16 protein-coding genes are annotated in these 20,843 nt (G+C 62.6%); 8 read left to right on the top strand and 8 right to left on the bottom strand.

Features of this window, described 5'->3' with window-relative positions; translation table 11 throughout:
* Positions 1–26 precede the first annotated feature (26 nt).
* Positions 27–1,148 carry a porin gene (locus P3T40_RS10765; protein WP_429267674.1) on the bottom strand — a complete coding sequence of 374 codons (1,122 nt, stop codon included), beginning with the start codon at positions 1,146–1,148 and terminating at the stop codon, positions 27–29.
* Between the two features lie 488 nt (positions 1,149–1,636).
* Between P3T40_RS10765 and P3T40_RS10760 the strand changes: the two genes are divergently transcribed.
* Positions 1,637–2,572 (top strand): LysR substrate-binding domain-containing protein, encoded by a 936-nt coding sequence (locus tag P3T40_RS10760; RefSeq protein ID WP_429267673.1) that lies wholly within the window; start codon positions 1,637–1,639, stop codon positions 2,570–2,572.
* A gap of 117 nt (positions 2,573–2,689) precedes the next feature.
* Here the strand turns inward: P3T40_RS10760 and P3T40_RS10755 are convergent, their stop codons facing one another.
* The 6 genes from P3T40_RS10755 to P3T40_RS10730 all read right to left on the bottom strand — a co-directional run bounded on the left by P3T40_RS10755 (position 2,690) and on the right by P3T40_RS10730 (position 12,078).
* Complete coding sequence (locus P3T40_RS10755) at positions 2,690–7,156, bottom strand: ATP-binding protein (RefSeq protein WP_429267672.1); 4,467 nt, start codon at positions 7,154–7,156, stop codon at positions 2,690–2,692.
* 33 nt (positions 7,157–7,189) lie between these two features.
* Positions 7,190–7,936 carry an aquaporin Z gene (gene aqpZ, locus P3T40_RS10750; protein ID WP_429267671.1) on the bottom strand — a complete coding sequence of 249 codons (747 nt, stop codon included), beginning with the start codon at positions 7,934–7,936 and terminating at the stop codon, positions 7,190–7,192.
* A 239-nt stretch (positions 7,937–8,175) separates the two neighbouring features.
* Positions 8,176–8,820, bottom strand: coding sequence for a response regulator (locus tag P3T40_RS10745; protein ID WP_429267670.1), 645 nt, complete (start codon positions 8,818–8,820; stop codon positions 8,176–8,178).
* Positions 8,821–8,931: 111 nt separating this feature from the next.
* A complete protein-coding gene (locus P3T40_RS10740) occupies positions 8,932–9,624 on the bottom strand; it encodes a response regulator (RefSeq protein ID WP_429267669.1) in 693 nt (230 codons plus the stop codon).
* 165 nt (positions 9,625–9,789) lie between these two features.
* Positions 9,790–10,440 (bottom strand): response regulator, encoded by a 651-nt coding sequence (locus P3T40_RS10735; RefSeq protein ID WP_429267668.1) that lies wholly within the window; start codon positions 10,438–10,440, stop codon positions 9,790–9,792.
* A gap of 336 nt (positions 10,441–10,776) precedes the next feature.
* Entirely contained in the window at positions 10,777–12,078 is a 1,302-nt protein-coding gene (locus P3T40_RS10730) for an MFS transporter (RefSeq protein WP_429267667.1), read from the bottom strand.
* 97 nt (positions 12,079–12,175) lie between these two features.
* On the opposite strand from P3T40_RS10730, the gene P3T40_RS10725 reads away from it, so the two are divergent.
* From P3T40_RS10725 to P3T40_RS10695, 7 genes are all read left to right on the top strand, one after another.
* The gene (locus tag P3T40_RS10725; protein ID WP_429267666.1) at positions 12,176–13,066 is read left to right on the top strand and encodes a LysR family transcriptional regulator; all 891 of its coding nucleotides are present in this window, start codon (positions 12,176–12,178) and stop codon (positions 13,064–13,066) included.
* Positions 13,067–13,502: 436 nt separating this feature from the next.
* Entirely contained in the window at positions 13,503–14,222 is a 720-nt protein-coding gene (locus tag P3T40_RS10720) for a c-type cytochrome (protein WP_429267665.1), read from the top strand.
* Between the two features lie 59 nt (positions 14,223–14,281).
* Positions 14,282–15,508, top strand: coding sequence for a c-type cytochrome (locus P3T40_RS10715; protein WP_429267925.1), 1,227 nt, complete (start codon positions 14,282–14,284; stop codon positions 15,506–15,508).
* A 78-nt stretch (positions 15,509–15,586) separates the two neighbouring features.
* Positions 15,587–15,763, top strand: a complete 177-nt coding sequence (locus P3T40_RS10710; protein ID WP_429267664.1) for a hypothetical protein — start codon at positions 15,587–15,589, stop codon at positions 15,761–15,763.
* A 2-nt stretch (positions 15,764–15,765) separates the two neighbouring features.
* Entirely contained in the window at positions 15,766–16,338 is a 573-nt protein-coding gene (locus P3T40_RS10705) for a cytochrome C oxidase subunit II (RefSeq protein ID WP_429267663.1), read from the top strand.
* On the top strand, positions 16,325–17,950 hold the full coding sequence (locus P3T40_RS10700; RefSeq protein ID WP_429267662.1) for a b(o/a)3-type cytochrome-c oxidase subunit 1: 1,626 nt from the start codon (positions 16,325–16,327) through the stop codon (positions 17,948–17,950). Before P3T40_RS10705 ends, P3T40_RS10700 begins: the two co-directional genes overlap by 14 nt.
* Entirely contained in the window at positions 17,947–18,759 is an 813-nt protein-coding gene (locus tag P3T40_RS10695; RefSeq protein WP_429267661.1) for a c-type cytochrome, read from the top strand. The genes P3T40_RS10700 and P3T40_RS10695 overlap by 4 nt, the downstream gene beginning before the upstream one ends.
* 132 nt (positions 18,760–18,891) lie before the next feature.
* Here P3T40_RS10695 and P3T40_RS10690 read toward each other — a convergent pair whose 3' ends face one another.
* Positions 18,892–20,529: a methyl-accepting chemotaxis protein gene (locus P3T40_RS10690; RefSeq protein WP_429267660.1), complete on the bottom strand. Its 1,638-nt coding sequence runs from the start codon at positions 20,527–20,529 to the stop codon at positions 18,892–18,894.
* Between the last annotated feature and the right edge of the window lie 314 nt (positions 20,530–20,843).

Here is a 20,843-nt window from a genome sequence, read left to right as displayed (position 1 = left end):
CCTTTCATGATCCGGCAACGATGCGGTTAGAAGCGGTGACGGATACCAGTGCTCACCACCACCTGGTTCCGGCCGGACGCAGGTGCGTCGGTGCCGAACACTTGGGTGTCAAGCGCGTTGCCGTTCGCGCCGACGTGCACCACGCCCTCGGCATACAGGTCCGTGCGACGCGACAGCGCATAGTCGGTCTGCAAGCCGAACTGGTTCCAGTGATTCGAACCCTTCGCCGTGTCGGGCGTGCGCACCACAGCTTGCGTGTAGGTATAAGCCGCACCCAGCGAGAACGCCGGCGTCAGGTTGTAGCGCGCATTGACTTCATAGTTGTTGAAGCGCAGCGAGCCATCGCCCAGCGCGAACTGGTAGCGGGTTTGCGTGAACACGGCACCAACCACAGCGGGGCCGAACGTGTAGCTGCCACCTGCACCCCAGGTACGCTGTTTCTGGGTGGTGCCAGCGACACCGAAGTCCGGTGCGTCGTCCTGGATTGCACCGTTCGCGCTACGGTCGAGGCCTTGCGCCTGCAGGTAACCCGCTGCCAGCTTCAGGCCACCGTTCGCATACCCTGCACCCACGCTATAGGCGCGGTCATTGGCGAAACCGCCGGCCTGATTCGAGAAGCCATACAAACCGCTAAACGACAGACCATCGTAGTTCGCACTCTGAAACTTCACAGAGTTGTTGATGCGCACAGAGTCGTTCGCGTTGTCGTTGTCACCGGGATGGGCGAAGTACGTGCCGCCCCAGCTTCCGGTTGCCGTCAACGGACCGAGATAGTCGACCACGGAGTCGTACTGCCGGCCCAGCGTGAGCGTGCCGTACGGACTGGAGATGCCAGCAAACGCCTCGCGGTTGAAGCTGCGGCCGCTTTCATCGGACCGGCCGTTGGCCACGTCGAAACCGCTTTCGAGCGTGAAGATTGCTGCGAGACCGCCGCCCAGATCTTCCTTGCCACGCAGGCCCCAACGGCTGCCATCCACGTTGCCGCTCGTCAGTGCATAGGCCGACTTGTGACCACCGTTTGCATTGGCTTCGTTGTTCACATAGGTGAACCCTGCATCGATAACGCCATACAACGTCACACTGCTTTGTGCGTAAGCCGCACTTCCAAAGCTCGCAGCCACAGCCGCGAGAATCAGCGTCTTTTTCATGTTGCTCCCTAAATACCGTGTGATTTGAGTCTTCAGACTCGTTTGATTGACCGCGAGACAGCAGTCCGAGCGCGGGTAGCCTCACCGCGCCGGCTTTCACCGGACGCCGGTTCGATCTGCAGCGCAAAGTGTAGGTGGGCGACTTTCGCGATGGTCACGCGATTCGCACAAAAGATTTTTTGAATTATTCAAAAATAGCCCCTCCATCCGGCTGCACCCCTTGATTTCCAAGGGCCGTGTTTTATCTCGTTTTATAGTTAGCGTTACTTATCTATTTAAAGCGTTGCCAGCCTGCCACAGCGTCGAGGTAAAACTATCTGAGGGAGAATTCAGACCGGTCTCACGCCTGCACAGGTCAAGAATCGTTAACATGCGGAACTCAGGTATTTTCCATGCCCCGCACACCTATCGCGGCGCGCGGCAATTGCGGCTCGTTCCCACTCTTTCCTACACTTCTCCGCTCGTTTCCGTTTGAACCGAAATTAACGATGAACCATTTGCAGGCCATGCGCGTCTTTCTGAAGGTCGCGGAGAATGGTTCGTTCGGGCGTGCCGCAGCGAGTCTGGATTTATCCAACGCGGTCGTGACACGCTACGTCGCGCTGCTTGAGACGCACCTCAATACCCGGCTCGTCAACCGGACCACGCGCAGCCTGTCGTTGACCGAAGCGGGATTGGCCTATGCGGAAGGCTGCAGACAGACCCTCGAGCAGCTCGATGCCATGGAGTCGAGCATTTCGCAAAGCGCCACCCATCCGGCAGGCACACTGAAGCTCGTGGCAGTGGCCTCGTTCTCGCTATTCGGGCTCACGCCTTTGTTGCAGCGGTACCGTGCGCAGCATCCCAAGGTAAAGTTGTCGGTGACACTTCTGCATCGGCCTGTCGATCTGATCGAGGAAGGATTCGATGTTGGCATCGTGGTGCCGGGACAGGTCAGCAGCGGCACGCTGATCACACGCTCGCTGTTCAGGGTCCGCGCAATAGCGGTCGCCTCACACGGGTATATCGGCGCCAACGGCATGCCGGTGACGCCGGCGAGTCTTTCTGAGCATACGTTCCTCGCGCCCTCGGCTAACCTGCACAATTCTGACTGGAGTTTTGTCGCCGAAGACGGCCACGTGGAGACGGTTACGCTTGAGCCCGCCTACTCGGTCAACAATGCGGTGATGCTGCGCCAGGCCGCCCTCGCCGACATGGGCATTACGATTCTCCCGGAAAACCACGTTGCCGCGGATTTGTCGGAGGGAACGCTGGTGCGGGTATTGGCCAGTTACCAGATCAAAGGGGCCGACAAGGAAGTGTCGCTCGTCTATCCGGGACGCCGGCACGTTTCTGCAAAAACCCGATCGTTCGTCGATTTCACGGTCGACTACTTCCGGTCAGAATCCGTGCCTCCATTTCCTGCAATATTTCAAAATACTTAATTGCACAATTTGCACTAAATCGACGCGCTATGCGGCGTTATGCTTCAGTCAGCGAGAAGTGACTCCTTCATCGAAGGATGTCTCCAATCTTCAACGCGGCTTCGGCCGCGTTTTTTTTTAAGCGAGCAGCGCAGCCTGCTCTTCGATTCCATCGAGCATGGCTTGGCATTTTCTGACAAGCGCTAGCCCGTCCGCGCGCAGTGCGTCGGGTGTCTTGACGGTCATGCCGGCCCGGTATTGTTCCAGCGCGGCGAGAAGCGGCGGATACTGCAGCACGCCAACCGCGCCCGCCACCCGGTGATGCCATTCGCGTAATTGCGCAACATTCGCGTTATCGAGCAACGGCGGCAACGCCCGGACGTCGTCCCGTACAGACGTCACAAACGAGTCCAGCAACGCCTTCACGGTCGACTCACTGCCCCATAGTTGCGTCATGTGTCCCAGATCCACGGGCACGAACGGCTCGACGGACTCCTGGCCTTGCGCTTCCGCAGCAGGCAAGGCGGCGTTGACCGTCTCGGCCGGCATTGTGGCCTGGCGCGCCCCGTCCGCGCCGAACCAGCGGCTCAGATGCTCGCGCAACGTCGCCAGACGGGTGGGCTTGACGAGGCAATCGTCCATGCCGGCGTCTCGGCATTGGCTCAAATCCTCCGGCGCAGTGTTGGCAGTGATACCGAGGATCGGCAGATGCTGCGCGCCTCCTTGCGGTGCCTCTTCAGCTTCGCGCACCCGACGTGCCAGTTCGTAGCCGGACAGATTCGGCATGTGGCAGTCGGTGATCAGGCACCCGTAGCTCGTCTGCTGCAGGGCGGCGAGCGCCTCCACACCGTCGTTGACTACATCGCACGCGAACCCAAGTAGCGTCAACTGATGACGGATCAGTTCCTGATTGACCGGATGGTCCTCTGCCACCAGGATCAAGCGGCCGCTGGCAATGGCGCGCTCCCGGTCCGGAGGAGCTGAGCCGGCTTCGGCAATGCCGCGTGGACGTGGTGGACGAGTCGGCAAGCCGGTCAACGCCGCTGCACACGCTGCACCGAGTCCACGCCAGGAAATGGGATTGATACTGACGCGCACGGTGTCCTCAAGAATGCGGTAACCGGTCGGCTTGGGTTTCTCCGTCAGGCAGATCACGCGCGAACCGAGGCGCGCGGCGCCCGGTATTTCAACTCCCTCGCTCAAGAAAATCAGGTCCGCGTCGGCCAACGCCGCGGGGTCGCTCAACTCCGCCGTGCCCAGCCCTACCCTGCGCAGGTCGATGCCGAGCGCCTCGCCAAAATGCACCAGCGCCTGAGCGACGCGAGCGTCGGCCACAGCGACGACGCCGCGCTTGCCGCGCAGACCGCTTACCTTATAGCGCTGCGCCTCGACGGGCATCACGAGCCGCACGGTCATGCGGGTTCCCACGCCGGGCGTGCTCTGCAACTCCAGCGCGCCGCCCATCAGCGCGATCAGCTTGCGGCAGATGGTCAATCCAAGCCCGGTGCCGCCGAAGCGCCGCGTTGTCGACGATTCGGCCTGCACGAACGGCTCGAACAGGCGCGCTTGGACATCCGGCGCGATACCGATGCCGGTATCTTCAACCGTCATCTCGAGCGTCTGCGCCGCGTGGGTCTGCCCGGTGACCGCAACCCGCACGTCGACCTCGCCAGCCAGCGTGAACTTGATGGCATTGCCGAGCAGATTGAAGAGAATCTGCCGCAGGCGCACGCTGTCGCCCCGCAAGCTCGCCGCCACCTCGGGCGCAATGTCGACACGCACCTTCAGACCCTTCTCGTGCGCGCGGCCCGCAAGCAGGCCAACGGCGTTGTCGACCAGTTCGCGCATGTCGATCGGCTCCGCCTCGATCGTAAGCCGCCCAGCTTCGATCTTCGAGTAGTCGAGCAGGTCGTCCAGAATCTGCAACAAGGCGCCAGCGGACTCGTGGATCATGCCGAGCATTTCGCCCTGATCGGCATTCAGGTGCGTGCGCTCCAGCACTTCGACCAGCCCAAGCACACCGTTCATCGGCGTGCGGATTTCGTGGCTCATCATCGCAAGGAAGTCGTCCTTGGCGCGTGATGCGGCTTCGGCGAGATCGCGGGCGCGCGCCAGTTCCTCGGAGCGAGCGTGTTCCGCGCTAGCGTCCACCCAGTAACCGCTCCAGACGACGCTGCCCGCCGGTTCGCGACGCGGAACCAGTTCCGCCCGCACCCACCTGAGGCCATCGGCCGCGCTGAAGCGGAACTCCATATGAATCGGCGTCTCGGTGCGTGCCGACCGCTCGAGTTCCGCCAATACGCGCGGCCGGTCTTCCTCCCATACACGCTCGAAGTCGATTGCGCCGCGGCTCGTGAACGCGCTACTAACGCCACCCAGCAAGTGCTGCGTGTCGCCCCCGATATAGGGAAACGAGTAGCGACCGTGCGCATCGCGCCGCAACTGGAATACCACCGCCGGCAGTGAACGCGTGACGTCAAACAGTCGCCGCTCGGTCTCACGGGCAAGCATCTCCGCACGCCGGATGTCCGTGATGTCGACCATCGTGCCCAGCACGCACGAGGGTTTGCCGTCGACACCGCGGCAAAGCCGGGTCCAGAAGAGACCATGCCGCCCTTCGCCATTGGCGTCTGCAAACTCGAGTTCGAGTTGGACACGCTCGCCGGTTTTCAGCATCTCACGCGTTGCGCTTTCGAGTCTGCGGCTGTTCAGGGGACCCCACGCCTGCACCTCCTCGCTGGTCAGTCCCATTACCTGCTCGCGCCGCAAACCCGAACTCTCTTCGTAAGCGCGATTGATGGCGATGTAACGCCCTTCAAGGTCCTTGGCGACGAGCGGATACGGCACCGTCTCCATCATGGTTTGCTGGAAGTTCAACTGCGCGGCCAGTTCCCGCTCCGTCTGCTTGCGCCGTCGCACTTCGCGCTGCAGCAACAGGTAGGCACGCAGCGTCACCGCCAGCACGACGGCTATGCCGATCAGCAACGGCAGCAGACGCACCGCCGTCACGCTCCAGGCGCCGTGCTCGCTCGCACTGCCGGTCACCCATTTCTGACGGATGCGTTGCTTTTCTGCGGGCGGCATCGCCAGCAGCGCGCGATCGATCAGCCCGGCAAGCGGCGCCAGATCGGCGCGTACGGCAAAGCTCAACGAGTCGGATTCGCCGACTGTGCCAAGAATCTTCAGCTCGCCCGCGTAGCGCTGCTTCAAATCGAGATCGACGGCAGCCACGTTGCCTACCAGCACATCGGCCTTGCCGTGCGCGACCAGATCCAACGCGTCTTCAAGACTCGGCGCGACGGTTACATTCGCCGCCGGCACGTTGTATGCCGACAGCGGAATGGAACCGGCAATATGCGCGGATACGGCGATGCGGCGTGTTGCGAAATCACTCAGACTCCGCGCCGCGGGCTCGTCTTCACGCCCCACGATGACAAGCGGATAACTCTCATAGGGACGGGTATTTACCGCATTCTTCAAACGCGGGTCGCCGCGCGATGAAGTGGCCAGAACCGCGAGGTCGCCGAGCTGAAAGGCGTCTATCGTCGCGGGCCAGTTCGTAAGCGGTGCCCGCGTGAACTGGATGCCGAGCGTGCGGCTCAAATAGTCCAGATACTCAGCGGCGATGCCGCTCGGATGTCCCGCACCGTCGAGATAGCTAAACGGCGGCCAGCCGCTGTCAAAGCCAACGGCGAGAGGTTGCAGCGAATGCAGCCATGTCTGCTCGGCAGGAGTCAGCACCAGCCGTTTCGCGGGATAGATGGACGGCGAATCGAAGCTCGCGCCGAGCCAGCGCGCGCGAATGGCAGTCTCGTCCGAGGGGTACATCACCGCAAGCGCACGATCGAGCTGATCACGCAGAGCGGCGCGGTCCTTCGAAACGGCGAAGCGCAGTTCGCTGGGCCTGGCGCTATCCTCGAAGGCGATGCGCAAACCCCGAAACGCCTCGTTCGCGAGCGCGTATTGAACCGCGGGAGTGAAGCCCAGATAGGCGTCCGCGTCGCCCTGCGCGACGGCTCGCAACGCCGAGCCCGTGTCTGCGAACGAAACGATTTGCGCGCGAGGAAAGCGTTCGCGCAACACGCGCTCGAGCGCGAAGCCTCTTTCAATTGCGAGACGCGCATTGGCCAACTGCCCGGGGCCGTTTGCAACCTTGTCGTCAGTCTTCACAACAACGGATGTGGATGCCCGGAAATACGGTGCCGTGAAGCTGAGACTGTGCTCCCGCTCCGGCGTGCGGGCGACACTCATCAACAGGTCGACCTTGCCGGCCGCAACGGCCGCGAGGAGTTGGGGCATGTCGGGAAAAGTTCTGGGCTCGATCACGACGGCCGGGCCGACGAGCGCCCGCAGGTAGTCGGCGCTCAATCCGGTCAGACGGCCGTCTGCCACTTCTTCGAAGGGCGCCCATCCGCCCGCGAGCGTGCCGACGACGAGCTTTGCTGGGACAGCGATAGCGCCGCTCGCCGGAGCCACGGCGGCGCTCGCTGGCGTTGGCGTTACTGCAAGCGCGAACTGCGTGACGAGCAGCATGAGCAGAGCCGCGAAGCTCTGCGAAAGGCGTCGCGCTGCTTCACGCACGTTGCGGATACCTGGAGTATTCATGATGGAAGAGCAGACCATGTCGGGGAACGCCACTCAGGCGGCTTCGCCGTGTTTCCCCACTGTGCCGCCATGGCTTGCGCGCGGTTTGCCCCACAGGAGCGCGTGCAGGGCGCCGGCGGCGATGCCGCCGGCCATCGGTGCGGCCCAGAAGAGCCAAAGCTGATCGAGCGCCCAGTCGCCGACGAACAATGCCGGACCGGTGGAGCGCGCCGGATTGACCGCCCCATTGGTGACCGGCAGCGCAACCAGATAGATCAGCGCGAGGCAGGTGCCCTTGACCAACGGGGCGACTGAACGTGAGACGGCTCTACGTGACATCAGCAGATTGGCCATCACCAGGACGAACGACATCACCAGCTCGATCGCCAAAGCGGAGTGGAGTTGATAGTCCGAAGGGGAGTGGTCTCCAAAACCGTTCGCGCCGAACTCGCTCGCGGCGAGATCGAACCCGGGCCGCCCGCTCGCCACGTAGGCGAGTAGCGCGGTACCCGCAACCGCGCCCAGGATCTGAGCGGCAATATACGGAACCAGATCGCGGATGGGGAATCGGTTGGCGACGGCGAATCCGACCGTCACGATGGGGTTGAAATGAGCACCCGACAGGCGCTCGAGTGCGTATGTCGCCGTAGCAAGTGCAAGGCCGAACGCAAGCGCGACTTCCAGCACGCCATAAGCTGGCTGCGGGGCAGCCCCATTCAGAACGATGCTGCCGCATCCCACGAACACCAGCCATGCCGTGCCCGCACCTTCGACCACTAATCGCTTACCCAAGCTTGTCATTGCGCCCCTCACTGTCCGAGTTACACGGTGCGAAGGCGCGCATTGCGCGCTGGACGCTGCCATGCAGATTCTTTAATCAAATTTGCATGCCGAATCGTTTATTCGTGACAGGTCGTTGCAACCATCACTGAACCGCATGCCATACGGAAGTATGAGACGGCGGTGCGGCCCTACTAATCAGACGATTCCGAAATCAGCGAAGATGCCCGACGGAACGTAGGAATATCTCCCGCAGGTGCTCAGGTCAGACCTAGCTGCTGTGCGTATTTGATCAGCGCGGTGTCCGAATCGAGTCCCAGTTTGCGCATCGCGCTGCGCTTTTGCGTGCTGATCGTCTTACTGCTGCGGTTGAGTCTCATCGCAATCTCGCTGATGGGCATCCCCTGTATATAGAGGCGAAACACCTCCCATTCCCGCGCACTCAGAACACCCGCGCGAGGTTGTGGGAAAGAGTCCATCTGGTCGAAGGCTGATTGCACGCTCGCTGACAGAAACCGATGCCCCGCCACCGCGGCGGCGATCGCGTCAGGGAGCGCGTCAACGGTGTCGCGCTTGTCGACAATGGCCGACACACCGAGGTGCAGCAGACCTGACAGCGTCGGCGGATGGCAGATCATAGTCAGCACCACGACGCGCGGATGCGGCGGGTGCCGCAAGACACGCCGCAAGGTCGGCGTCGCGTTTCTAAGGCCGTCGATGTCCGGCATGCCGATATCGGACACGACGACGTCGCACGGGCAGGTGTCGACGAGTTCAGCCAGCGTTTGCGTGTCGTACGCCTCGCCCACGATCGACACAAACGGCACTGCTTCCAGCAGACGCCTTACGCCAAGGCGCACGCAGCTATGGTCGTCGGCCACAATCACTCGGGTAATCGGTTTCATCTTGTTGTTGTGCTATTGACGGACATTCCTTGCACACAGTGCATCCCCAGGAATTGCCCGATCATATTTCTGACTGTCGCGCCGGTTCGTCGTACGCGACGCCCTACCGGATCAGCGCCGGTGTTTCGGCATGTCGTTCGGCAGCAAGCCGTGGTCGGCCGCAAACTTGAACAACTCGGTGTCGCTGTGCAGAGCGAGTTTGCGCATCGCCTTGCATTTCTGTGCGCTGATTGTCTTGACGCTGCGGCCGAGGCGGTTGGCAATTTCCGTCACGCCGATGCCCGATGCGTATTGCCTGAGGACCTCCATTTCGCGCGGCGAGAGCAACTCGCGCACGAACTCGAGTCGTCGCGCGACGGTGGCATCGGCGAGTGCCGCGCGCACCGCCGGACCGACATAACGCTCATGCGCGAGCGCATTGACAATCGCCACATGGATCAGGTCGATCCGGTCGCGCTTGCTCATCACGGCGTCCACGCCAAGCGAAATCAATCGCTCCAATACCTCCGGCGACGTTTCCATTGTCAGCACCACCAGCGCGACTTTGGGGTGCCGCTTGCGAAACTGCCTCAGTGTGCCAAAGGCGTCTGCGTCAATACTTCCTGGCATGTACAGATCAATCACGGCGAGATCGCATTCGACACGATCGGCCTCGGCAAACAACTCGGCCGAGTCGCTGGCCCGACCTACGATCTGCATGTTGGGGAAACCCGTCATCAGATTCTCGACCGCCAGCAGGACAAGCGGATGATCGTCCGCGATGATCGCCCTGACGGGCGTGCTTACGTCGACGCTTTCATTCATTGTGTGGGGGCCCACTCGTTTATCGGATTCGTGCCGTTCTCTTGCAGAGCAACCAGCCTAGCGGCGAGCATCAAACATTTGCGATTCCACAAACATAAGATTGCTCCGAAATGCCAGTCGAAGGTTGCTTACAAATCGCTTTTACTTAGTTATCCGACACAATTGTCAGATCGCGCCGTGAGCCCTGACATACGCAAATAGACCAGGATCGTTCGTGACACCGAGCTTCGTCATCGCGAAGCGCTTTTGTCGGCTAACAGTGCGGACATCCCGTCCGAGGGCACGAGCGATTTCAGATATCGACTGACCTTGTGCGAACATTCCGATAACCTCGGATTCTCGCGGCGACAGACGTCGCATCTGCAGCATGGCGCCCGGGTCGCTGTCGAGTCTGGCGAGTGCCTCGAGGATTGACCGGCTGATGTAGGTGCATCCCGTACTCGCGGAGCGGATCGCGGCGACCAGTTCGGTCATCGGCTCCGTCTTGTTGAGCATGCTTACCGCGCCGTCCGAAATGACTGACCTCAGAATGGCGGTGTGCGTCAAACTGGTGAGTACCACGATACGCAGCGTCGGCCATTGGTCGCGGATCCGGCGGATGAGCCGCAAGCCGTCCTCCGCCGTGCCGTCCACCTCGGGCATGGTCAGATCGGTGACGAGCACATCGCAAGCAACGCGCTGCAACAGGTCGATAAGGGCGGCGGGACTCGCCGCCTCGCCGGCGATCATGATGTCGCTATGCGCGGAAAGTGCGGAGCGGACTCCGAGCAGAACGAACGGATGATCGTCTGCCAGGATGACTCGAAGGTTCACCATGGATATCTCTCGTTTGTTTGTTGTATGTGTGCGCGCGTCAATCGCTTCGATGGAGCGCTGTCAGGCGCGCCGCTCGCGAGGCCGAGCTTGCGGTCTCTCACAGCTTGGAAACGGCGCGGCAGGCGCCTCCATAAAATCACTTTTCTGACAAAAATAGAATCGGAGGTTTCCGAATCGACTCGTCAATGTCGATAATTTCGGTTAGACCATAAGGAATGCAGAATTTATATGTGGGAATAACCGAAGCGTGACCCTTCTCCTCGCACTTACGCCGCGTTCTGGTCGCCGAGTGAGCGACTGACTATCATCACGCTACGGCTCACAACCTACCCGCGTCTATGCCGCCGCCCGCGCCACCTTGGCCGCAATGGCGCGCGGGAACACCGGCAACGCAATCAATGCACACACACTAGCGACCGCCCACACCATCGGCCATGATCCGACGGCGAGCAGCGGCGGGATCGCCAGCGGCGTCAGGAACAAGGTCAGAAATGCAAACGTGTTGCCCATCGCGAGCGCGGTACCGGCACGACGAGTGCCGGCGAGCGTCGCGAGTTCGGTGAACGCGACGCCGTGCCAGGCTGAAGCGCTTACGCCACCCACCACAAGCAGTCCTGCAAATGCGGCCGTCATCGCCGCGTGGTGCGGGCCGATCAAACCCGTCACTAGAGCGAGCAGCGCAAAGAGCAATGCGCTAATCAGACTGCAGCCCCGCATATACGCTCGACGATTGCCGCGCCGGTCGGTCCAACCGCCGCTCCAGACGCGGGCAATCGCCGCACCGGTTTGCACAGCGGCCATCGTGGCGCTGATCAGCAGCACACCGGCATGATTGAAGTCATGCAGAAACACAGTGCCGAACGTCAGCACTGCGAGCTGCGGCACGCACAGCGCGCCGATGCCTAGCGCGACCCGCCACACGCGGATATCGCGCAGCGGGCCGGACCTCGCGTTCGTTGCCACAGCCACCGCGCCGGCGTCGCTGCGCTCGGCATCCGCATGTTGCTGCGTCGCTGGTTCATGCAGCCAGCTCCAGGCGAAGGCAGCCGTCACTGCGCAGAGCAGGGCCAGCACGCCGTAAACACTGGCAAAGCCAAAGTGCGAGGCAAGCGCCGGCAACATGAGCGCACCGAGACCGCCGCCGGCAGGCACCGCCGTCTGGCGAATGCTCATCGCCAGTCCGCGCTCGCCTTCACGAAACCATGCCATCACCGCGCGGCCGCTCGAGCCGTTGACGCTGCCGCCCAGCAGGCCCACCAGCAACAGTCCGAGCGCCAGCATGCGCAGACCGGGGATATACGCGCCGTGCGGCACGGCGACGAACGCCATGCCTGCGAGCGCTGCGGCCGTAGCACCCAAACCGAGCAATAGAACCCGCCGGTCGCCCCACCGGTCGGTGAGCAGTCCCCACGGCAGTTCGCTGACGGCGATGCCGAGTCCGAGCATGCCGAGCACCAGTCCAAGGCCGCTATTGCCGATGTGGTAACCGGAGCGCAGAAACACCGCTGTGGTCGGGATACCGGAGAACGCCGCGGCAAAGCTGGCGTTAGCGGCAAAGCCGACCCCCAGCACCTTCCACCGGTGATTGGCGCCGCTCGTGCGGCTTCCTTGTGCAACGGATAGAGACTCGCTTCCCATGATGCCCTCAGCCAAGATGAATTGAGGCCATCGTACGGCTGGACTAACTATCGGAAAAGCCGGAAAATCAGATCACTTCCATCGGAGATTCCGAATCATGAACTGGCGTGGATTCGATTTGAGCCACCTGCGCAGCTTTGTCGCCGTCGCCGAGGCGGGCAGCGTATCGGCGGGCTCGGAGCAGGTGTTCCTGTCGCAGTCATCGGTCAGCGAGCAGTTGAAGAAGCTGGAGGAGCGCGCCGGTCAGCCGTTGTTCGTGCGCAGCAAGCAAGGCGTGACTGCCACGCAGGCCGGCGCACGGCTGCTCGATCATGCGCGGCGGATCCTCGCCATGAGTGAAGCCGCCTTCGACGACCTGCAAGGCCATTCGCTCGACGGCGAACTGCGTATCGCCATCACCGACTACTACCGTCCGCACGATATCGCCCGCATTCTGAAAACGTTCTCGGAGCAATATCCGCGGCTCAAACTGCACGTCACGGTTTTGCCGAGTGCCGTGATCGACGACAGCGCTGGTGGTGACGCGGCTTTCGACATCGGCCTGTCGTTGCGTCTCGTGACGCCCGGCAACCGGCGCGGCGCCGTCGGCAGTGCCCGTGCGCAAGGCATCGTGGTACGGCGCGAGAAGCTGCTGTGGGCGATCTCAGCCGATGCGTCTCCGCACGTAAGCACGCCTTTTCCGCTGGTCCTGCTGCCGCCCACCTGCCAACTGCAGCGCTTTGTCGTCAAACGGCTCGACGAACTCAAAGTGCCCTATCTGATCGCGCACTCGGCGTCGGGCGTCGCGGGTCTGCAACTCGCGTTGAAAGCGGGGCTTGGGATTGGCTGCCTGAACGAATCGTCGATCGGTCCTGGGGTCGTCGCGTGTGCAGCGAGCGTCGGCCTGCCCGCACTGCCCACGGTCGAATTTCATCTGCTGCCAGGGCGCACCGGCGAAAGCGAACGCGTCAGCAATGCGCGCGCCGCTCTGGTGCGACTGTTTAGTTGAGCTGCCTCGCGCGCTTACAGCAGCGTGACGCCCATCTTGCCGCCGCGCGAACACGGGTTTGAAAGCGCCCACGATGCCGCCTATGATTAACCGGTGTCCGCAGGAACGGCCGGGGCACGCGAGTTGCCGCTGGCGGTAAACGGAGGTAATCTGGCCTTGCACAGTTGCCGCGGTCGCCGCTATTGCGATACCGCACGATACAACCGGACGTGCAAACCCGAAGCCTTCATCGCACAGGCATTTCGCGCGAACAACTGCCCTGAAAAGTAAACATTCGATCTTATTATTTTGCACTACGCATCACATTGACCAAAACCGTTCTGATTCTCCGTTTCATTGTCGCGTTCTAGAGCAGGTTTGAAGGGCTGTCATGCATTCGCGTTCGCATGCATGAGAGATATGCGTCACCAACGCGTTCTCCCCGACGAGGCTTGGCGTGCATTGCAGAACTATCGGATCCTCTATTCTCTTTGTAATTTGCAGCGCGTGGGCTTGCGTGACTCTTGCCGCCGCATCCGACGCAGCCGCACCCATGCCCTCTGCCATGGACGAGCGTGTACGAGCCTGTACGTCCTGCCACGGCGTGCAGGGCCAGGGGCGCAATAACGACTACTTTCCGCGCATCGCCGGTAAACCTGCGGACTACCTGTTCAACCAGTTGACCTCGTTTCGCGACGGCGGCCGCACTTATCCGCCCATGGGCTATCTGATCGCCTTCCTGCCTGACGACTATCTGCGCAAGATCAGCCAGTACTTTGCCGACCTGCAACCGCCCTATCCGAATGCCGACACCGGCGACGTTTCGCCCGCGGTGCTCGCATATGGCCAACGGCTCGTCACGCACGGCGACCCCGCGCGCAAGCTACCCGCGTGCGCGGCCTGCCATGGTGCGCGGCTGACCGGCACGCAGCCCGGCATCCCAGGTCTGCTCGGTCTGCACGCCAGTTACATCGCTGGACAGATGGGGACCTGGCGCTCCGGTACGCGTCATGCGATCGCGCCGGACTGCATGCATTCGATCGCCGTCAAGCTGACCGACAAGGACATCACCGCGGTGTCGAGCTGGCTCGCGCGCCAGCCGCGGCCCGACGATCCGCGACCGGCGCCTGGGACCAACGCGGCGTTGCCATTGGCATGCGGGAGTCGACCGCAATGAGGCCGATCCTGTTTCGCTTCGCGCTAATGTTGGCGCTGACCGTTGCGCCCTGGTCATCAATGTCGCGGGTGTTCGCAGCAACCGGCGCCGACCCGTCAACCGCAGCCAACGCAACCCCCGACACCCGCCCCGACATCGTCAAGCGCGGCGAATACCTCGCGCGCGCCGGCGACTGTATCGCCTGCCACACCGCGCCGCGCGGCAAGATGTTCGGCGGCGGCCTCGCCATGGACACGCCGTTCGGCACGCTCTACTCGCCGAACATCAGCCCGGACGCACAGTACGGTATCGGTGCATGGAGCCCGGACGCGTTCTTCCACATGATGCGCACCGGCATCACGCCCGACGGCAAGCTGCTCTACCCAGCCATGCCAATCGCGCAATACACCAAGGTCACGCGTGAGGACTCCGATGCGATCTTCGCCTACCTGAAGTCGGTGCCGCCGGTGCGTGAACCGAGTCACCCGCAGGCGCTGAAATTTCCCTTCAACCAGCGCAAGCTGCTGCTCGGCTGGCGCACGCTGTATTTCCACGAAGGCGAATACAAGCCGGACCCGACGCGCTCGGTGGAATGGAACCGCGGCGCGTATCTGGTGGAAGGGCTCGGCCACTGCACGCTCTGCCACACGAAGATCAACCTGCTTGGTGGCTCGTCGCGGCGCGACCAGTTTGCGGGTGGCCTGATTCCGGTGCAGAACTGGTACGCGCCGTCGCTCACCTCCGACAAGGACGGCGGCCTCGGCGACTGGAGCGTGAAGGACATCGTCGATCTGCTGCAAGCCGGCATCTCCGATCGCGGCGCGGTGTACGGCCCAATGGCCGAGGTCACCTATCACAGCCTCCAGTACATGACCGACGACGACATCAAGGCGATGGCCGCCTATCTGAAGACGCTGCCGGACAACGATCCCGGCCGTAAGTCGGGGCCGTCCGCGCCGACCAACACCAAGGTGTTCGAACTCGGCGGCCAGATCTATGCGGACAAATGCGCGCTGTGTCATGGCCAGAACGGCGAAGGTCACGTGCAGCATTACCCGCCGCTCGCGCGCAACCAGTCGATTGAAATGAATTCGGCCGTCAATCCGATCCGCATTGTCCTGAACGGCGGTTTCCCGCCAGGGACGCAACGCAATCCCGAGCCGTATGGCATGCCGCCGTTCGGGCAAGAGTTGAGCGACACGGACGCCGCCGCCGTCGTGACCTATATCCGCACCGCCTGGGGCAATCATGGCGCGCCCGTGACGGAGCGAGAGGTCAACGAACTGCGCAAGGCGCCGCTGCATTGAGCCATACGCTGAACCAGCCACCAAAACGGCCACGAGCCTGCGTGAACTGTTCCAAACGTTGTTCCGGAGATCCATCAGATGGACGACAAAGACAACCCGAGCGCCCCGCCGCCCTCCGATGACGAGGTCGAACGCGTGGTGGCGGCCGGACCGCATGGCGCGATAGCCGTGGCCGGCGTTGCCACGCTGATCGTGATGGCGATCTGGGTCGGCTTCTATCTTTTCGTCTTTTTGCCACGCGGGATTGTTCACTGATCATGGCGACGCCCTCCCCTGACCATCCGGATAGCGGCCACGCGGTCGCCCTGCGTGCCGAACGGCGCTGGGCCATCTTCGCGACGGGACTGATCCTGTTCATGCTGGTCGTGGTCGTGTTTTCCGGCCTGCATTGGGCCATGATGCCGCCGTCGCGCGTCGAGACTGTCGATCCGACGCGCCTGCAGTTATCCGGCGAATTCGTCGAAGACAACCTGGGCTCTGCAGTCGAAGCGGACGGCTCGGTCGTGGTGCGCTTCATCGCGCAGCAATATTCGTTCACGCCGCAGTGCCTGCTGGTCCCCACCGACACGCCGGTCACCTTCCGCACCACCAGCGCGGACGTCGTGCACGGGCTGCTGGTCACGGACACCAACATCAACACGATGGTCGTGCCGGGCTACATCTCGACGCTCGCCACGAGCTTCGCTCATCCCGGGGATCATCTGATGCCATGCCACGAATTCTGCGGCCTCGGTCATCAAACCATGTGGGCGCACGTGAAGGTTATCGACAAGGCCGCGTTCTTCGAGCAGGCACGACAATCAAGGAGGCTGAGCTGTGTTTCTCGCTAAGCGACTCGTTCTTGCGCACTTCTGGCTCGCCTTTATTGCGCTTCTGCTGGCGCTCTTTCTTGGCTCGTGGCAGATGCTGGTGCGCAGCCCGCTATTGCCGTGGGTGGGCAATCCCGAACTCTACTATCGCTCCGTGACCGCGCACGGCACGGTGATGGGCTACGTGATGCCGACCCTCGTGGCGATGGGCTTCGGCTACGCAATCGTCGAACTCGCGCTGCGCCAGCCGCTGGTCGGACTGAAATGGGCGTGGGCCGCGTTCTTCGTCCTGGCGGTGGGCGCAGTGGTCGCCATAATTCCGGTTGCGATGGGCGAGGCATCGGTCCTGTATACCTTCTATCCGCCATTGATCGGCAATCCGCTCTATTACATCGGCGTGGTGCTGGTGGTGGTCGGTTCGTGGATCTGGGTCGCGCTAATGCACGTGAACCTGCGCGTCTGGAAGCGCGCCAATCCCGGCAAGCCGGTGCCGCTTGCGATGTTCGCCAACGTGGCGGGCGCGTATCTATGGGCATGGACCGCGGTCGGCGCGGCGCTTGAAATCCTGCTGCAGATTCTGCCGGTCGCACTCGGGTGGAAAACCACCATCGATGCCGGCCTTGCCCGCGTGCTGTTCTCGTGGACGCTGCATGCCATCGTCTATTTCTGGCTCGTTCCCGCGTACATCGCTTATTACACGATCGTGCCCGGCGCGATCGGCGGGCGCCTCTACAGCGACTCGATGGCACGCGTCTCGTTCATCATGTTCCTGATCTTCGCCATGCCGATCGGCATTCACCATCTGTTTGCCGATCCGCAGGTCGGTGCGGGCTTCAAGTTCCTGCATGCGGTGTTCACAGGGATGGTGTCGGTGCCGACGTTGCTCACTGTGTTCACGATCAGTGCATCGGTTGAAATCGCCGGCCGCCTGCGCGGCGGCAAGGGCGCGTTCGGCTGGCTGACCGCGCTGCCATGGCGCAATCCGATGATGCTGGTGCTGGCGTTTTCGTTCGTGATGCTGGGACTGGGCGGCGCGGGCGGGCTCATCAACATGAGCTACCAGTTGAATTCGTCGGTCCACAATACGCAATGGGTCACCGGCCATTTCCATCTGATCTTCGGCGGCGCGATCGTCATCATGTATTTCGCCATCGCCTACGAACTGTGGCCGCAACTGACGGGACGCGCGCTGTGCTCGCTGAGTCTCGTACGCACACAACTCTGGTTGTGGTTCATCGGCATGATGGTCGTAACGCTGCCGTGGCACTACGTGGGCCTGCTCGGCGCGCCACGGCGCATGGCCTACTACGATTACAGCGCGCCGGGCCTGGATCAGCAGGCCATCTGGGTGGCGATGTCGGCGATCGGCGGCTTTGTACTGGTGATCTCCGGCGTGCTGTTCATCTACATTCTCGCGAAGTCGCAGTTCGGACCGCTCGCGCAACCGAGAGAATTCCGCTTTAGTCTTCCCACCCATCCGGTGGATCACGTACCCGTCGCATTGAATGGCTTCGGCCTGTGGGTCGCGCTGATGATTGCGCTGACGGTTGTCAACTACAGCGTGCCGATCTTCCAGTTATTGCGTCTGCCGCAGACCTCCGTGCCGGCGGTCGCCGTCGGAGCCCAACGATGAATCACGAACGCGTCTTCAGCGTGCGCAACCCATGGTTCGTGACGAGCGTGGGCGGCATCGTCACGATCGCGGTGATTGCTATTCTGATCGGCTTTATCTGGCTGCCGTCGGCCAACGGCGACTTCAGCGGACACGGCTTGTGGGCGACTATCTGCAGCGCTGCAGGCGCACCGTCGAGCTGGTACGGTGGCGGGGCGAACGTTGAGGGCCCGGCACCGAGCGAGGTCGTCGTGCTGCCGCCGCCGCGGCATGTGAGTGCGGACGCGGGTTCCATCGGCCGCGGCGCGACCATCGCGACGCAGAACTGTTCGATGTGTCACGGTGTGCTCGGCACTGTGCAGGTCACGGCGCCGGCGCTTGCCGGTCAGTATGCGGATGTGATCTACAAGGAGTTGCGCGACTACCAGAATGGGCTGCGCACCAGTGCCATCATGCAGCCGATCATCCACAATCGCAGCGATCAGGATCTGCACGATCTGGCGGCGTACTACGCCTCACTGCAGCGGGCTGCGCCGGCGGAACCCGGCGCCACCGACGCGGCGCAGGAGGCGGATGCCGTCAAGCTGGCGATGCAGGGCGACCCGATCCGCAACATCGCGCCGTGCGCCGCGTGTCACGGCCAGCTCGATCGTAAGGGCGCCGCGCCGTGGCTCGGTGGACAGTCGTCGATCTATCTGGCCGCGCAAATGCAGCGCTTTGCGAGCGGCGAACGTCACAACGACATCAACGAGCAGATGCGCAATGTTGCGCGGCATCTGACCCAGCAGGAAATTGATGGGCTGGCGAAATACTATGCCGCGCAGCCTTAGCCGCGAGATTGACGAACCGAGCGAAGCGCACGGCTTGACTGGAACTCAGCGCTCCCCGGATGCAAACCGTAACGGCTTGAACTGACGTCTCCCGAACGGCCAGCAGGAGCTAGCCCTTCAGAACGAGGCTATCTACACCGCGACCGGCTCCGCCCGGCGCGCGCCTGCACGCACATTGCCCGCTACCGGACGTACCCGGCCATCCGCTGTCGCGGAATCGGTGCGGAACACTGCAACGGCCGCCGTCAAGCGACGCGCCTGATCCTCCAACGAACTCGCCGCAGCAGCAGCCTGCTCGACGAGCGCGGCGTTCTGCTGCGTGACTTCGTCCATCTGTGCGACGGCGAGGTTGACCTGATCGATACCGGTGCTTTGTTCGGTCGCCGCCGCGGCGATCTCAGCCATGATCGCGCTCACGCGCGCGATTGCGTTGACGATCTCGGTCATCGTCGAGCCCGAACGCTCGACCAGTTGCGCGCCGGATTGCACGCGCGCATTCGAATCGTCGATCAGCGTCTTGATCTCTTTGGCGGCGCCCGCGCTACGCTGGGCAAGCGAGCGCACTTCGCTCGCGACTACCGCGAAGCCGCGGCCCTGCTCGCCGGCGCGGGCTGCTTCGACCGCAGCGTTGAGCGCGAGAATATTGGTCTGGAATGCAATGCCTTCGATCACGCCGACGATGTCGGCGATACGGCGCGAATCGTCGACCATGTGATTCATCGTGCCGACCACCTGCTGGGTGAGCTCACCGCCCTGTGCCGCCAAGCTCGAGGCGCCTTGCGCGAGCGAGCTTGCCTGCTTGGCGTTCTCGGCGGTCTGCTTGACGGTGGAAGTCAGCTCTTCGATGCTTGCCGCGGTCTCTTCGAGCGAAGCGGCCTGCTCTTCGGTACGTTGCGACAGATCGGTGTTGCCGGCGGCAATTTCGCTGACGCCGGTATCGATCGATTCGGTACCCTGCCGAACGGTATTGACCGTCGAGATCAGCGAGTCCTGCATCTTGCGCAGCGCGGCCGCGAGCCTACCCATTTCGTTGTCGCTGATGACTTCGATGCGGCCGGTCAGGTCGCCCTCGGCGATGCGCTGAAACTGGCCGATCGTCGCATCTACAGGGTGAACGATCGCCCGCACCAGCACCAGGCGCGCGAGCCACGAAAGCACCAGTGCCAGCACCATGCCCACAGCGACCGCGACGCTAATCGCAAAGAAGCGGTCCTGCGCGTCCTGATAGCGTTGCGCGCCATGGTCCAGTTGCAGTTGCTCCAGCGTGAGCATGGCCTTTTCGTACCCGTTGTAGAGCGAAGGCAGCTTATGCGCTTGCAGTTGCTGGAAGGTCGCCTTGTCGCCCGACTTCAGCGCGGCCATCGCCGGCTCGACCCCTTCGTGCAGGAAGATGTCGCGCTTGTCCTGCATATCCTTGATGAGATGCTGTTCTTCGTCGTCCGAACCAGCGCGGCTCACATAGTGAGCAAGGCGATCGTTCGACACCTTCAGATACTGGTCGAAACGCTGCAGAACCGCCGAGGCGCCGTCCTGGTCGTTCAGGTCGACCAGCGACGCGTACGTCGCCAGCGCGAGGCGCAGGCGAAGCAACTGGCCGGCGCTGCCTTCGAGATCAGCGACCGCAGGTGTGTCCACCGTGTACATCTGCTGCAGCGAGTCGTTACTGGCCCGCAGCGAGAGCAACCCGGCCGCCGCTCCGATCAACAGGACGACGCCGAAGAAGGCGACCATCAGGGTTAGACAGGCGCGGATCGACAGCTTGTTCAACATGGGCAAATCTCCGTTGGGCGGCCTGACCGGCAGTCAGCGAGAAGGTCCGGACAGGCATGCTGCGCCCAAGCCCATTGGCCAGGTCCGCAACTTGATGATTAAAATTTAAGCGAACGCCACACAGCTTGGTCTACGGCCAAATTAAAGAAAACTTTATGGTGTGGTAAGACAATTCACCCTTACATTGCTTTGCCGCAGGCCGCAGGCCGCAGGCCGCAGGCCGCAGGCCGCAGGCCGCAGGCCGCTGTGCGCCGTGCGCCGTGCGCCGTGCGCCGTGCGCCGTGCGCCGTGGGCCGTGGGCAAAGTAGGTATGG

The sequence above is a fragment of the Paraburkholderia sp. EB58 genome, from assembly GCF_050436665.1.
GTDB lineage: Bacteria > Pseudomonadota > Gammaproteobacteria > Burkholderiales > Burkholderiaceae > Paraburkholderia.
This window is presented reverse-complemented; position numbering and strand designations above follow the sequence as displayed.